Raw genomic sequence first — 13,881 nt, 5'->3', positions numbered from 1 at the left:
TCAGGGGCCGGTCAGCCGCCTTCGCAGGGCCTGCGGGTCCGTCACCGGCAGATCGCAGACGAAGCCCCGGCAGACGTACGCGGCCGGGCCGCCGTCGATGAGGGTGCGGCCGGCCAGCAGCGGGAACTCGTCGCCGTCCGGGGTGCCGCAGGCGACGACGGCACCCGGGGCGGCGCCCAGCAGGGCCGTACGGTGCAGGGCGGCCGTCCGCTCGTCGTCCGGGCCGGGCCCCACGACGGCCACCTCGCGCGGCCCGTCGAGCAGGGCCTCGGCGACGGCCAGTCCCCATCCGATGAACCGCGGCACGCGCGGCCCGAGGGTCTTCACGACCCCCAGCGCCCGCTCGGCGGCGGCCCGGTGGGACTCGGAGCCGGTGTGGGCGGCGTAGCCCAGCAGGGCGCCGGCCGCGGCGGTCCAGCCGGACGGGGCGGCGTTGTCGGTGGGGTCCTGGGGCCGGCGGATCAGCCGCTCGGCGTCGGAGGCGGTGTCGAACAGCGCGCCGGTCTCCGGGTCGGTGAACCGGTCCAGGACGTGGTCGAGCAGCAGTCCGGCGAAGTCGAGCCAGACACCCTCGCCGGTGACCGAGGCCAGCGCGAGGAAGCCCTCGGCGACATCGCCGTAGTCCTCCAGCACGCCCGCGTTGGGGCCGGTGCGGCCGTCCTTGCTGGTGCGGGCGAGCCGGGCGTGTTCGTCCAGGTGGACGCGGACGAGCAGGTCGGCCGCGCCGAGCGCGGCCTCGACCAGGTCGGGCCGGTCGAAGTAGGCGCCGGTCTCGGCGAGCGCGGCGACGGCGAGCCCGTTCCAGGCGGCGACGACCTTGTCGTCCCGGCCGGGGGCGGGCCGCAGGGCGCGGGCGTCGAGCAGCCGGCGCCGGATCGACGCGACCTTCTCCGCGTCGAACACTCCCTCGGTCTGCGGCAGTTGCAGCACGGACCGGCCGTGCTCGAAGGTGCCCTCCTCGGTCACGCCGAAGTACTGGGCGGCGAGGTGGGCGTCGTCGCCGAGGACGTCGCGCAGCTGCCCGGGCGTCCACACGTAGTACGCCCCCTCCACGTGCCGTCCGGTGCCGTCGTCGCTGTCGGCGTCGAGGGCGGAGGCGAAACCGCCCTCCGGGGTGCGCAGTTCGCGGACGAGGAAGTCGGCGGTCTCCAGCGCGACCCGCCGGGCGAGATCCGAGCCGGTGGTCCGCCACAGGTGGGCGTACACCCGGCACAACAGGGCGTTGTCGTACAGCATCTTCTCGAAGTGCGGCACGACCCAGTCCCGGTCGACGGAGTAGCGGGCGAAGCCACCGCCGAGCTGGTCGTAGATCCCGCCCCGCGCCATCCGCTCACAGGTGTCCGCGGCCATCTGCAGCGCACCCTCGGCGCCCGTGCGGGCGTGGTGGCGCAGCAGGAACTCCAGCACCATGGACGGCGGGAACTTGGGCGCGCCGCCGAATCCGCCGCGCTGCGGGTCGTACTCGCGGGTGAGGCCGAGCAGGGCCTGGGCGAGCTCCTGCTCCCCAGGCGCCCCGGCGGCCTGCCGGACGATCTCCCGCTGGGCGAGATCGCGGACGATCTTCCCGGCCACCTCGCCGACCTCGTCACGCCGGGTGGTCCAGGCCTGCCGGACCCCCTCCAGGACCTGCCGGAAGGAGGGCATGCCGTGGCGCGGGGCGGGCGGGTAGTAGGTGCCGAAGTAGAAGGGCTCGGCGTCGGGCGTGAGGAACACGGTCATGGGCCAGCCGCCGTGCCCGGTGGCCGCCTGTACGGCCTCCATGTACACCGCGTCCACGTCCGGCCGCTCCTCGCGGTCGACCTTGACGCTGACGAAGTGCTCGTTCAGATAGTCGGCGGTGTCCCGGTCCTCGAAGGACTCGTGGGCCATGACATGGCACCAGTGCACTGACGGAAACGTAAGTGACAGGACGCATAGCCCACACTCAAGAGAATGGGTACGTCCCGCCGCTTCGCTTCCGTCATCGCCTCCTCTCCCCATGGCCACCAGTCCACTGGGTTGGAGGCGTGCTGGAGCAGGTAAGGCGACTGGGAGTTGGCCAGTCGATTCATACCGGCATCGTCGCACAAAGCGGAGCGTCCGGCCCTGCGATCCGAGGGCCGGATTCGGAGTGACCGGACGTGCGCGGACCGTGACCGGAAGGGACGCGAGCCCCGGGTCCCCTCGTCAGGCGGGCCGGGCGGTGACGGTGCAGAGGCGCTTGGTGGCCCGGGTCAGGGCCACGTACAAGTCCCTTTCCCCGCCGGGGCGGTTCGCGATGATCTCCTCGGGGTTCACGACGACGACCCCGTCGAATTCCAGGCCGCGCGCTTCGGACGCCGGCACGACGCGCGCGTGGCCGGCGATGCCCCGGGCCGTCAGCTCGCCCACCCTGGTGTCCGCGCAGATCACTCCCAGGAGCTCGCCCGGGTGCGCGGCGCTCTGGGCGCACAGTTCCCGGACGACGGCGGTGGCCAACCCGTCCTCGGGCGCGGTCACGGTGCGAGGGCTCTCACCGCTGCGCAGCGACCGTGCGGGCTTCTGGTCCGGGGCGATCCGCGTGAGCAGGTCCCGGACGCCGTCCAGGATCTCCTGCGTCGTGCGGTAGCTGACGGTCAGGTCGTGCAGCCGGAACCGGGGTCCGACGTGGGGGCTCAGCGCTTCCTTCCAGTCGCGTGCGGTCGCGACCGGGCCCGCCTGGGCGAAGTCACCCACCAGCGTCATCGCCCTCGCCGGGCAGCGGCGGACGATCATCCGCCACTGCATGGCGGTCAGTTCCTGCGCCTCGTCGACGACGACATGCCCGTACGTCCGCTCGGGCGGGCCGTCGACCAGGCTCGCCGCCTCGTCCAGCAACGGCACGTCGGCATCGGTCCACGGGTCGTCCGGACCGCGTAGCAGAAGGGACCGCTCGCGCGCACTCAGGTGGGGCAGGTGCTCGGCGAGGGCGTCGGCGTCCGTCAGGAGCGCCCGCACGAGGTCACCGGGCACCAGCCGCGGCCAGACCCGCTCGACCGCCCGGTCGACGCCGGCGTCGTCGAGGAGACCGGCCCGGATGGCGTCCAGGTCCAGTTCGTGGGCCGGATCCGGGTCGGCCGCGCCTTCGGCACGGTGCCGGGCGGCTCCCGTGAACCGGTCGAGGTCGATGCCCGTCACCCTTTCGGTGTCGGCGTCGATCTGCTCCAGGACGTCGCCCAGGTCCCGTCGCATCGCGTCGGCGACGGCGTCGGCCATGAGCTCTTTGAACACCTGGCGCGCGGGGTTGTGCCCCTGCGCGGCTGCCACGGCGGCGTCGCGGGCCGCGGCGACCTCCTGGCCGGAGAGGCGGACCGTTTCCCGTCCGACCCGCACGGTGAAGTCGCCGGCGGGGGCCTGGTGGGCGCGCAGCAGGCCGGCCAGGGCGTCGGCGAGGTCGGAGCGGCCCTTGAGACGCGCCGTGTCGAACGGGTCCACCGCGTCCGCGGACACCCCGGCCAGTTCCCGGCAGGTCGCCAGGACGACGTCGTTCTCCCCGAGCGAGGGAAGGACCTGGGAGATGTAGTCGAGGAACCGGGCGTTCGGGCCCACCACCAGGACACCCTCCTCCGCGGCGCGCGGGAACGCGTACAGGACGTAGGCCGCCCGGTGCAGGGCGACCACCGTCTTGCCGGTGCCGGGGCCGCCCTGCACCACGGTCACCCCGCGGTGGGCGGAGCGGACGATCTCGTCCTGCTCGGCCTGGAGCGTCGCGACGGCCGCGCGCATCCTGCCCGTACGCCGTGCCGACAGGGCCTCGGTCAACGGGCCGTCCCCCACGACGTCCTCGTCGGCCGGGGCGGTGCCGTCCAGCAGTTCGTCGCTCACCGAGACGACCGTGCGCTCCTCGAGGCGCAGGTGCCGGCGCCGCCGCAGGCCCATCGGGTGGACCGGGGTCGCTTCGTAGAAGGGCCGCGCCGCGTTCGCGCGCCAGTCCACGAGCAGGGGCAGGTCGTCCTCCTCCGTCTGCAGTCCGATCCGCCCGATGCGCAGGGCCGTGCCGTCCGTCCAGTCGACGCGCCCGAAGACCAGCCCCTTCTCGGCGCCCTCCAGCCGGCCGATCTCCTTGGTCAGACGCTCGACGGCCCTCTCCCGCTCGTATGCCTCACCGGCGCTGTCCGCCGGGGCCTTCAGCACGCTCGCCCGATTGGCCCGCGCCTCGGAAAGCCGCTCGGCGAGCACGTCGTACAAGGAGGACACGTATTCCTGCTCCGATGCGACCGCGCGCACAGCGGGATCACCTATTTTCGCCAACAGGGGTCTCCTTCGTGGCCGGAATCAAAGCCGCCCGGACTTCGACAACGTTGGAATATAGGCAACCCCTGGAACACTGTCAAACATAAGATTTCTCACCGAAGGTATTGCGGCCGAGCGGTCTTTCATGTCTCTGGCGGATTTGCGCATTGCGCAATTCCATGCCCCGACGGGCTGTCGCACCGCGACGCACCGCGACGCCCATGGGCGTCTCGGGCAGGGGGCCGGTGGAGGACGTCGCCGCGGGACGGGATCGGATGACCGCGCCGGCCGGCGCCTTTCCCCGCCTCTTGACGGAAGAATTAACCGGCTGCCGGCAGAGGGGACGCCGTAGGCGGCGGCGAGCCGCGCGCATGTCGTCGAATACCCGGCCCAGGCGGCGCTGTCCCGCGACTTCGCGCCTCTAATCCGCCGACCCGGATATCAAAGGCGGCTTTGGGAGCCTTTTCCTCGGCAATCGGGGAGTGACGCGCACCGTCGTGCCGTCGTGGTCTCGCCGGTGCGACCCTCTCGCGGGATCCGGCGGGCGTGGGGGGACGCCTCGGCGTACGCCCTGCCGCAGGGGCGGGGCGTACTGCTGGGGGCCGCGGCAAGGCGGCGTACTCCCGCGGGCCGGCCGGCGGGCCCGGCGGCGGCGCATGGTCCGGACCGCCACGCCCGTGCGGTGACGGGGGTGGCGGTGCCGGCGGGCCGGTGAGCCCCGGGGACCGGTCCTACCGGGCCGGGGAACCGGCCTTCTTCCCGGCCGGCTCCGCCCCGGTGTCCGGGGCCTCCTTGAAGTCGACCTTCTGCATGTGCTTGCTCATCGACTTCATCAGGCCCCAGACGGCCACGGCCATCACCGCGAAGACGATGAAGCCGAGGACACCGGGGGTGACCTTGTTCTGGTCCACCTCCTTGGCGAGGGGGACCAGGTGCGTCATTGCGAGGCTCACGCTTGCGCTCATGTCAGGCATTGTCCCGGATGCCCGCGAAGAGGTCGTCCTCGGGGAGGGAGGTATCGACCAGAGACTTCGCCAGCTCGTACTCCTCGGTGGGCCAGACCTCCTTCTGGAGGTCCAGCGGCACCTTGAACCAGCCGCCGTCCGGGTCGATCTGCGTGGCGTGGGCGATCAGCGCCTTGTCGCGGATCTCGAAGAAGTCCGCGCAGGGGACGTGCGTGGTGAGGGTGCGCTCGGTGCGCTGCATCTCGTCCCAGCGCTTGAGCCAGTCCCCGTACGGCGACTCCAGGCCGCGGTCGAGCATGGCCTGGTGCAGCGCCTCGGTACGGGGGCGGTTGAAGCCCTGGTTGTAGTACAGCTTCAGCGGCTGGTAGGCCGGGCCGTACTCGTCCTCGGGGTACTTCCGGGTGTCCGCCGCGCCCTCGAACGCCACCATGGAGATCTTGTGGGTCATGATGTGGTCGGGGTGCGGGTAGCCGCCGTTCTCGTCGTAGGTGGTGATCACCTGCGGACGGAAGGAGCGGATCTTGCGCACCAGCTCGCCGGCCGCCCGGTCGACGTCCTCCAGGGCGAAGCAGCCCTCGGGCAGCGGGGGCAGCGGGTCGCCCTCCGGCAGGCCGGAGTCGACGAAGCCCAGCCACTCCTGCTTGACGCCGAGGATCTCGCGGGCCTCGTCCATCTCCTTCTTGCGTACCTCGTGGATGTGCTCCTCGATGTACGCGTCGCCCTGGAGCTTGGGATTGAGGATGGACCCGCGTTCTCCGCCGGTGCACGTCACCACCAGCACGTCCACCCCCTCGGACACGTACTTCGCCATGGTGGCCGCACCCTTGCTCGACTCGTCGTCGGGGTGCGCGTGAACGGCCATCAGTCGCAACTGGTCAGTCAAGACTCAATCCTCGGTAACTCGGCGCCCCCGTGGCTCCGGGTGCGATCAAACAGGTGCCGTCCCGACGGGACGTCGTTGAGGGTGGCGGTCGGGTGACGGGTGGGAGCTTCTATAGTGACCCAAGCGGGAGGCGAATAATTCCGCGGAGAGGACGATCATGAGTACCGCGAGCACGCGGCTGCCCGAGGGCCGCTACGGCCGCGCCTCGGACGAGCGCGCCGACCGCAAGCTCAAGATCGCCGCCTCGGTGCTGGGCGCGGCGCTGCTCGCCCTGGTCGGCTACTTCGCCTACCACTATGTGGCGCGGAACGAGATCAGCGCCCAGGTCATCGCCTTCCAGGCGTCCGAGGACGCGGTCGAGGTCCATCTGGAGGTGCGCAAGGACGCCGGTGCGTCCGGCTACTGCACCGTCCGGTCCCAGTCGGAGGAGGGCGCCGAGGTGGGCCGGGCCGACTTCCGCTTCTCCGGATCGGCCACGCGCGTCGACAAGGTCGTCACACTCCGTACGACCGCCCGGGGGACGACGGCCGAGCTGCTGGGCTGCCACGCCGACTGACGCCGGCCCTGCGGACGGCCCGCGGACACTCCCCGGCTTCACCCGGAATACGTAGGCACTGACCTGCGTTGATGAGATTTACACGGCTTATGTCCTCCCCCTTTCGCCCACGAATTGTTAGGCTCGTGGTTTCGCCCATCCATGAGGGAACATTCTTCTGGGTAGGGCGATGCTTTGTATCCCCAGTACCGACGAGGAGCACCCTGTGACCCAGACCAGCGAGAACGTCACCTGGCTGACCCAGGAGGCGTACAACAAGCTCAAGGACGAGCTTGAGTACCTTACTGGTCCTGCGCGCACGGAGATCGCCGCCAAGATCGCGGCTGCGCGTGAGGAGGGCGACCTGCGCGAGAACGGCGGGTACCACGCGGCCAAGGAGGAGCAGGGCAAGCAGGAGCTGCGCGTGCGCCAGCTGACCCAGCTCCTCGAGAACGCGAAGGTCGGCGAGGCGCCGGCCGCGAACGGTGCCGTCGCGCCCGGCATGGTCGTCACGATCGCCTTCGACGGTGACGAGGACGACACGCTGACGTTCCTGCTCGCCTCCCGCGAGTACGCGAGCGCCGACATCGAGACGTACTCGCCGCAGTCCCCGCTGGGTTCCGGCGTCATCGGCCACAAGGTCGGCGAGGACGCGGAGTACGAGCTGCCGAACGGCAAGAAGGCGTCCGTACGGATCCTGAAGGCCGAGCCCTACAACGGCTGACCCGGACCGCGGGCCCCCAGCCGCCCTTCGGGGCGGCCGGGGGCTTTGTCATGTCCGGACCCGGCCCGGCGGCGCGGTACCGGTCCGCCGGGCCGGGTCAGGCGGTGGCGGAGCGGTACTTGCGCACCGCGAGGGTGCGGAAGACGACGATGATCAGGACCGAGTAGATCAGCGAGGCCCAGACGGGGTGCTCCATCGGCCAGGCGCCCGAGGTGGACCGCCCGGGGTTGGCGAACAGCACACGGGCCGCCTGCACGGTGGCGCTGAACGGGTTCCACTCGGCTATGTGACGCAGCCAGGGCGTCATGTTGGCCGTGTCCACGAACGCGTTGGAGAGGAAGGTGACCGGGAAGAGCCAGACCAGCCCGCCGGAGGTGGCCGCCTCCGGGGTGCGCACGGTCAGGCCGATCAGCGCGCCGATCCAGGTGAACGCGTAGCCGAGCAGGAGCAGCAGGCCGAAGCCGGCGAGGACGCGGCCGGCGTCCGTGGGGCCGTCGGAGCCGGTCCGCCAGCCGACCAGCAGCGCGACGATCGCGAGGACGAGCACGGTGAGCGCCGTCTGCACCAGGTCGGCGAGGGTGCGGCCGGTCAGCACCGCGCCGCGCGCCATGGGCAGCGAGCGGAAGCGGTCGATGAGCCCCTTGTGCATGTCGTCGGCGATGCCGGCGCCGGAGCCCGCGGTGGCGAAGGTGACGGTCTGCGCGAAGATGCCGGCCATCAGGAAGTTCTTGTAGTCGAGCGCGCTGGTGCTGGCGCCGATCTTCATGGAGCCGCCGAACACATAGGTGAACAGCACCACGAACATGATCGGCTGTATCAGCCCGAAGATCAGCATCTCGGGAATCCTGGACATGCGGATCAGGTTCCGCCGGGCGACGATCAGCGAGTCCCGGACGGACCGGCCGACGGCGTTGCCGGGTGCGGCGGCGGTCGTCGCCTCGGTGGCGGCGCTCATTTCACGGCCTCCTTGCCGTTCCGTTCGTTCCGTCCGTTCCGTTCGTCCTGCCGGTCCGGATCCCCGGACTCGGCCGCGTGTCCCGTCAGGGACAGGAAGACGTCGTCGAGGGTGGGGCGGCGCAGCCCGATGTCGGCTATCCCGATCCCCCGGGTGTCCAGTTCGCGGATGATCTCGGCGAGCAGCCTGGCGCCGCCGGTGACGGGCACCGTGAGTCTGCGGGTGTGCTCCTCGACCGTGGTCTCGCCCTTGCCGAAGCCGCGCAGCACCTCGGCGGCGGCCGTGATCCGGGTCCGGTCCTGTACCACGACCTCGACGCGCTCGCCGCCGGTGCGTGCCTTGAGCTGGTCGGAGGGGCCCTGAGCGATGACCCGGCCGTGGTCGACGACCGCGATGTCATGGGCCAGGTGGTCGGCCTCCTCCAGATACTGCGTGGTGAGCAGCAGCGTCGTGCCCCCGGAGACCAGCTGCCTGATGACCTCCCAGAGCTGCTGGCGGTTGCGCGGGTCGAGGCCCGTGGTCGGTTCGTCCATGAACATCACCGGCGGGGAGACCACGAGGGCGGCGGCGAGGTCCAGCCGGCGGCGCATGCCTCCGGAGTAGGTCTTGGCGGTGCGGTCGGCGGCGTCCGCGAGGTGGAACTGCTCCAGCAGCTCCGCCGCCCGGGCCTTGGCCGCCTTCGCCCGCATCTGGTACAGCTGCCCGACCATCTGGAGGTTCTCCCGGCCGGTCAGGTACTCGTCGACCGCGGCGAACTGGCCGGACAGGCCGATGGAGCGGCGCACGGTGTCGGGGTGGCGCAGGACGTCCACGCCCGCGACGACCGCCTTGCCGCTGTCGGGGCGCAGCAGGGTCGTCAGGCAGCGGACGGCCGTCGTCTTGCCGGCGCCGTTCGGCCCGAGCAGGCCGAGGACCGTGCCCTCGGGCACGTCCAGGTCGACGCCGTCCAGTGCCCTTACGTCGCCGAAGGTCTTCACCAGGCCTTCGGCATAGATGGCCCCTGGCATGTCTGTCTCCACGTCGTCGGGGATTTTCGGACGGACTCTTCGCAAAAGTTAGGCGTGTTCGTCCGGCCGCGCCCCCCTTTTCCCGATAGGCGCGGTCACCACCCGCACGGGTAGGGACGGGCAGTCCGGCGACCACACGAGATACCGTAACGCGATGTATCGCGTCCCTCAAGAGGCCTCACCCGAACGGGTGGTTGGCCCCGGGGGGCAGGCAACGGGGACAGGCGACGGGGGCGGGCGGGAGTGTCAGGCGATGACCGTGTAACCGGCGTCCCGCAGGGCCCGGCCGACCTCCGCGCAGTGCGCCGGGCCCCCGGTCTCCAGGTGCAGCTCCACCTCCGCCTCCGTGAGCCCGAGGCGGGGGTCGGTGCGGACGTGGCTCACGTCGAGGACGTTGGCGTCGGCCGCCGACAGCACCCCGAGGAGCGTGGCGAGCGCGCCCGGCCGGTCCGTCAGCCGCAGCCGCACGGCCAGGTAGCGCCCCTGCGCGGCCATGCCGTGCCGCAGCACGCGCTGCATCAGCACCGGATCGACGTTGCCGCCGGAGAGCACCGCGACGACCGAGCCCTCGAAACCGTCCGGCGCGGCCAGCAGCGCGGCGACCGGGCTCGCCCCGGCCGGCTCCACGACCAGCTTGGCCCGCTCCAGACAGTGCAGCAGCGCCGCCGACAACTGGTCCTCGCTGACCGTGCGCACCTCGTCGACCAGCTCGCCGACGATCCCGAACGGCACCGCGCCGGGCCGTCCCACCCTTATCCCGTCGGCCATCGTCACCGGGTTGGCCAGCGACAGCGGGCGCCCGGCGGCCAGCGAGGGCGGGTAGCAGGCGGCGCCCTCCGCCTGCACACCGACGATCCGGACGTCCGGCCGCAGTGCCTTCACCGCCGCCGCGATCCCGGCCGCGAGTCCGCCGCCGCCCATGCCGACGACGATCGTGCGCACCTGGGGGCACTGCTCCAGGATCTCCAGGCCGACCGTGCCCTGGCCGGCGATCACGTCCGGGTGGTCGAAGGGGTGGATGAACACCGCACCGGTCCGGGCCGCGTACTCCTCGGCGGCGGCCAGCGTCTCGTCGACCACCTGGCCGTGCAGGCGCACCTCGGCGCCGTAGTCCCGGGTCGCGCTGATCTTCGGCAGCGGCGCCCCCTGCGGCATGAACACCGTGGCGTGCACACCCAGCAGCGAGGAGGCCAGCGCCACGCCCTGCGCGTGGTTGCCCGCGCTCGCGGCCACCACGCCGGCGGCCCGCTCCTCCGGCAGCAGCCCGGCGATCCGCACATAGGCGCCGCGCAGCTTGAACGAACCGGTCCGCTGGAGGTTCTCGCACTTGAGGTGCACCGGCGCGCCGACCAGCCGGGACAGGTACCGGCTGCCCTCCAGCGCGGTCACCCGGGCCACGCCCGACAACATCTTCCGGGCGCCGCGCACGTCGTCGAGGGTGACGGAGCGCAAGGAGTCGGCCGTGCGGTGGTTCATGCCACCAGCATCGCAGTTCACGTTTGCGCACGACGGGTGTGACCAAGCTGCGAGACCGGTTCGCCCAGCCCCGGTACGGCCCGGCCCCGGGCCGCGTACCCTGTCCCCCAACCCAGCAGCCCTCATGAAGTGAGCCTCCGGCCATGCCCACAACACCAGGAATGTCGATGGACATGACGACCGTCGGTGACACCGGTCTTCTCGAATCCCTTCAGCACGAGGTGGCGGTGTTCGCCCGCCGTGCCGAGCAGACGCGGCTCGGCGGCGTAGGCCAGGTGCGCAACTCCATGGACCGTGCCGCGTATCTGCTGCTCAACCGCCTCGACAAGGAAGGCCCGATGGGGGTCAAGGCACTCGCGGCGAGCATGGGCATCGACTCCTCCACGGTCACCCGGCAGGTGGCGCCGCTGGTCGACACCGGCCTGGTCAAGCGCACCTCGCACCCGGAGGACGGGCGGGCGGTGGTGCTCCAGCTGTCGCCGCGCGGCGCCGTCCGGCTGGAGGAGGTGCGCTCGTCCCGGCGTCAGCTCATGGCCGAGCTGACACACGACTGGGCGCCGGAGGAGCGCGAGCAGTTCTGCACGCTCCTGACCCGCTTCAATCACGCGCTCTCCGCGCGGATGACCGTGCAGGGCGTCGGGCCGGCCGAGCAGCCGCCGGGCTCCTAGGGGTCTGTCCGACAATGCGCGTCGCCGCCCGAAGGACGGCCGCACGGCGTCAGGTGCGTGCTCTGGGGGTCCCCCGGCCGAAGGCCGGGGGGGGTGCCGGCCCCAGACCCCAGCCGCGCCCGCACCGGAGGGATCCCACGTCTTGACCCCCGGGCCGCCCCTGGCTTGATATGAGACGGGTCCGGACAGGACCCCGTCAGGGGAGGCGCGGTGCGTGATCGGCAAGCGGCTCGCGATGAGCGCCGGGCCCGGGAGTTCGAGGCGTTCGTCGCGGGCGCGGCGGGGCGCCTGCTGCACACGGCCACGCTGCTCACCGCGGAGACGCCGGACGCGAACCCGCACGCGCGGCGCCTGCTGACGCTCGCGCTCGCCCACACCTACGCCCGCTGGGACCGGCTGCGCGGCGAGGACCCGTACGACCACGCGCGCCAGTACCTCGTCACCCGCTTCGCCCGCACCGCCTGGCACGGCCACGGGGCCTTCGGGCGCACGCGCCCCGGTCCGCGCGGCCCGCTCGCCGGGCTCACCCCGCGCGAGCGGCTGGTCCTGGTGCTGCGGGTGCACGAGGGGATGGCCGAGGAACGGGCGGCAGCGCTGCTCGGCCTGCCGGCGGAGCGCGTCCACACCCTCTGCGACCGTGCGACGGCCACCGTGCTGCACCCGGCCCGGCCGGCGCCGGCGGGCCGGGCGGTCACGAAGGCGGCCCGGTCGTGATCCGCGCCCACGGAAGGCCCGCAGGGGCGAGCGTCCTTCCCCGTGACGGGGAGAACACGGTGACGAGAGCGCGGCGCCCGCCCGCGTGCGCGTGCCTGGTCTCCGCAAGGCCCGCTGAGGGCGCCGTACCTCCGTCGCCCCCGCCCGGCCGGTGCCGGAGGTTGTGGTGAGGCGCGGGGAGCGGGAGGCCGCCGTGCGGGCGGTGCTCGCGCGGTCCGAGGTGCCGGTGCCGCCGGAGCTGCACGCGGAGGCGGTCCGCCGCGGGGACCGGCTGCTGCGGCGCGGCCGGCTCACGCGCCGGGTGCTGTGGCTGCTGGCGTGCGCGGCGGTCCTCGCGTTCGCCGTGTGGGCGGCCGAGGCCCGGCCGTGGGAGGAGCCGCCCTCGCGGACGACTCCGCCGGTCACCGGCTGGTGAACCCTCACGGCCGGCAGGGTCCCGGGTGCCTAGCCGAGGGCCTGCTTGAGGTCCTCCAGGAGGTCCTCGACGTTCTCGATGCCGACGGACAGGCGCACCAGGTCGGCCGGGACCTCCAGCTGGGAGCCCGCCACGGAGGCGTGCGTCATCCGGCCGGGGTGCTCGATCAGGGACTCGACCCCGCCGAGGGACTCGCCGAGGGTGAACACCTTGGTACGGCCGCACACCTGGAGCGCGGCCTCCTCGCCGCCCGCGACGCGGAACGACACCATGCCGCCGAACGACTTCATCTGCTTGGCGGCGACCTCGTGACCGGGGTGGTCGGGCAGGCCCGGGTAGTACACCTGGGTCACGCGCGGGTGCCGGGTCAGCATGTCGGCGATCTTCGTGGCGTTCTCGCCGTGCCGGTCCATGCGCACCGCGAGGGTCTTGGTGCCGCGCAGCACCAGCCAGGAGTCGAAGGGGCCGGCGACGGCGCCCATCGCGTTCTGGTGGTAGGCCAGCTCCTCGCCCAGCGCCTGGTCGGCCACGACCAGCGCGCCGCCGACGACGTCCGAGTGGCCGCCCATGTACTTGGTGAGCGAGTACACGACGACGTCGGCGCCGAGCGCCAGCGGCTGCTGGAGGTAGGGGGTGGCGAAGGTGTTGTCGACGACGAGCCTGGCGCCCGCGTCGTGGGCGACCTGGGCCACGGCGGCGATGTCGGTGATGCCGAGCAGCGGGTTGGAGGGGGTCTCCACCCAGACGGCCTTCGTCTTCGGGGTGATCGCGGCCCGGACGGCGGCCGGGTCGGCGGTGTCGGCGACGGACCACTCCACGCCCCAGCGGGTGGCCACCTTGGCGAAGAGCCGGAACGTGCCGCCGTAGGCGTCGTCCGGGATCACCACGTGGTCGCCGGGACCGAGGAGCGTACGCAGCAGCGTGTCCTCGGCCGCCAGGCCCGACGCGAAGGCGAGGCCGCGGCGGCCGCCGTCGAGCGCCGCGAGGTTCTCCTCCAGCGCGGTCCGGGTCGGGTTGGCGCTGCGGCTGTACTCATAGCCGCCGCGCAGCCCGCCGACGCCGTCCTGCTTGTAGGTGGACACCTGGTAGATCGGCGGGACGACCGCGCCGGTGAGGGGGTCCGCGGTGTTGCCCGCGTGGATCGCGAGGGTCTCGAAGTGGTCGCTGATGTGCCTGTCGCTCATGTGCATCGAGCGTAATGCGCCCGGCCGGTTCTTGACGCCCGGCAAGAGTCTTCGCCCCCTTCTGCAACATTGCTGTCATGCTCTGATCGGGAGTTTTCCACAGGGTGGCGGCAGGGTTCGCCAAT

The 13,881-nt window shown here is 72.2% G+C and carries 12 protein-coding genes and 1 pseudogene; 5 read left to right on the top strand and 8 right to left on the bottom strand.

Annotated elements, in window-relative coordinates:
- The 4 genes and pseudogenes from ACZ4W9_RS04710 to mca all read right to left on the bottom strand — a co-directional run bounded on the left by ACZ4W9_RS04710 (position 1) and on the right by mca (position 6,078).
- Positions 1–2,051: pseudogene (locus ACZ4W9_RS04710) on the bottom strand (thioredoxin domain-containing protein).
- A 115-nt stretch (positions 2,052–2,166) separates the two neighbouring features.
- Positions 2,167–4,194: a HelD family protein gene (locus tag ACZ4W9_RS04705; RefSeq protein WP_467933184.1), complete on the bottom strand. Its 2,028-nt coding sequence runs from the start codon at positions 4,192–4,194 to the stop codon at positions 2,167–2,169.
- A 767-nt stretch (positions 4,195–4,961) separates the two neighbouring features.
- On the bottom strand, positions 4,962–5,204 hold the full coding sequence (locus ACZ4W9_RS04700) for a hypothetical protein (protein ID WP_467933183.1): 243 nt from the start codon (positions 5,202–5,204) through the stop codon (positions 4,962–4,964).
- The gene (mca, locus tag ACZ4W9_RS04695) at positions 5,197–6,078 is read right to left on the bottom strand and encodes a mycothiol conjugate amidase Mca (protein WP_467933181.1); all 882 of its coding nucleotides are present in this window, start codon (positions 6,076–6,078) and stop codon (positions 5,197–5,199) included. Before mca ends, ACZ4W9_RS04700 begins: the two co-directional genes overlap by 8 nt.
- A 157-nt stretch (positions 6,079–6,235) precedes the next feature.
- Between mca and ACZ4W9_RS04690 the strand changes: the two genes are divergently transcribed.
- Both ACZ4W9_RS04690 and greA read left to right on the top strand, forming a co-directional pair.
- Entirely contained in the window at positions 6,236–6,634 is a 399-nt protein-coding gene (locus ACZ4W9_RS04690; protein ID WP_467933180.1) for a DUF4307 domain-containing protein, read from the top strand.
- A gap of 205 nt (positions 6,635–6,839) precedes the next feature.
- The gene (gene greA / locus ACZ4W9_RS04685) at positions 6,840–7,337 is read left to right on the top strand and encodes a transcription elongation factor GreA (protein ID WP_467933179.1); all 498 of its coding nucleotides are present in this window, start codon (positions 6,840–6,842) and stop codon (positions 7,335–7,337) included.
- A gap of 97 nt (positions 7,338–7,434) precedes the next feature.
- Here the strand turns inward: greA and ACZ4W9_RS04680 are convergent, their stop codons facing one another.
- From ACZ4W9_RS04680 to ilvA, 3 genes are all read right to left on the bottom strand, one after another.
- Positions 7,435–8,292: an ABC transporter permease gene (locus ACZ4W9_RS04680; protein WP_467933178.1), complete on the bottom strand. Its 858-nt coding sequence runs from the start codon at positions 8,290–8,292 to the stop codon at positions 7,435–7,437.
- Positions 8,289–9,299: an ATP-binding cassette domain-containing protein gene (locus ACZ4W9_RS04675; RefSeq protein WP_467933176.1), complete on the bottom strand. Its 1,011-nt coding sequence runs from the start codon at positions 9,297–9,299 to the stop codon at positions 8,289–8,291. Before ACZ4W9_RS04675 ends, ACZ4W9_RS04680 begins: the two co-directional genes overlap by 4 nt.
- Before the next feature lie 246 nt (positions 9,300–9,545).
- Entirely contained in the window at positions 9,546–10,775 is a 1,230-nt protein-coding gene (ilvA, locus tag ACZ4W9_RS04670; protein WP_467933175.1) for a threonine ammonia-lyase, read from the bottom strand.
- Positions 10,776–10,936: 161 nt separating this feature from the next.
- Between ilvA and ACZ4W9_RS04665 the strand changes: the two genes are divergently transcribed.
- From ACZ4W9_RS04665 to ACZ4W9_RS04655, 3 genes are all read left to right on the top strand, one after another.
- The gene (locus tag ACZ4W9_RS04665) at positions 10,937–11,443 is read left to right on the top strand and encodes a MarR family winged helix-turn-helix transcriptional regulator (protein WP_467933427.1); all 507 of its coding nucleotides are present in this window, start codon (positions 10,937–10,939) and stop codon (positions 11,441–11,443) included.
- Between the two features lie 210 nt (positions 11,444–11,653).
- The gene (locus ACZ4W9_RS04660; RefSeq protein ID WP_467933174.1) at positions 11,654–12,157 is read left to right on the top strand and encodes a sigma factor-like helix-turn-helix DNA-binding protein; all 504 of its coding nucleotides are present in this window, start codon (positions 11,654–11,656) and stop codon (positions 12,155–12,157) included.
- A 166-nt stretch (positions 12,158–12,323) separates the two neighbouring features.
- Positions 12,324–12,572 (top strand): hypothetical protein, encoded by a 249-nt coding sequence (locus ACZ4W9_RS04655; protein WP_467933172.1) that lies wholly within the window; start codon positions 12,324–12,326, stop codon positions 12,570–12,572.
- Between the two features lie 29 nt (positions 12,573–12,601).
- Here ACZ4W9_RS04655 and ACZ4W9_RS04650 read toward each other — a convergent pair whose 3' ends face one another.
- Positions 12,602–13,756, bottom strand: a complete 1,155-nt coding sequence (locus tag ACZ4W9_RS04650; protein ID WP_467933171.1) for a cystathionine gamma-synthase — start codon at positions 13,754–13,756, stop codon at positions 12,602–12,604.
- Positions 13,757–13,881 lie beyond the last annotated feature (125 nt).

The organism is Streptomyces sp. NPDC029296, from assembly GCF_055569255.1.
The sequence above is the reverse complement of the archived record's forward strand: the minus strand, read 5'-3'. Positions and strand labels throughout refer to the sequence as shown.

Excerpts from the sequence above, each read along its gene's own strand:
- ACZ4W9_RS04700 (WP_467933183.1), bottom strand. The coding sequence starts at position 5,204 with ATGCCTGACATGAGCGCAAGCGTGAGCCTCGCAATGACGCACCTGGTC.
- ACZ4W9_RS04690 (WP_467933180.1), top strand. The coding sequence starts at position 6,236 with ATGAGTACCGCGAGCACGCGGCTGCCCGAGGGCCGCTACGGCCGCGCC.
- ACZ4W9_RS04680 (WP_467933178.1), bottom strand. The coding sequence starts at position 8,292 with ATGAGCGCCGCCACCGAGGCGACGACCGCCGCCGCACCCGGCAACGCC.
- ACZ4W9_RS04675 (WP_467933176.1), bottom strand. The coding sequence starts at position 9,299 with ATGCCAGGGGCCATCTATGCCGAAGGCCTGGTGAAGACCTTCGGCGAC.
- ilvA (WP_467933175.1), bottom strand. The coding sequence starts at position 10,775 with ATGAACCACCGCACGGCCGACTCCTTGCGCTCCGTCACCCTCGACGAC.
- ACZ4W9_RS04665 (WP_467933427.1), top strand. The coding sequence starts at position 10,937 with ATGTCGATGGACATGACGACCGTCGGTGACACCGGTCTTCTCGAATCC.
- ACZ4W9_RS04650 (WP_467933171.1), bottom strand. The coding sequence starts at position 13,756 with ATGAGCGACAGGCACATCAGCGACCACTTCGAGACCCTCGCGATCCAC.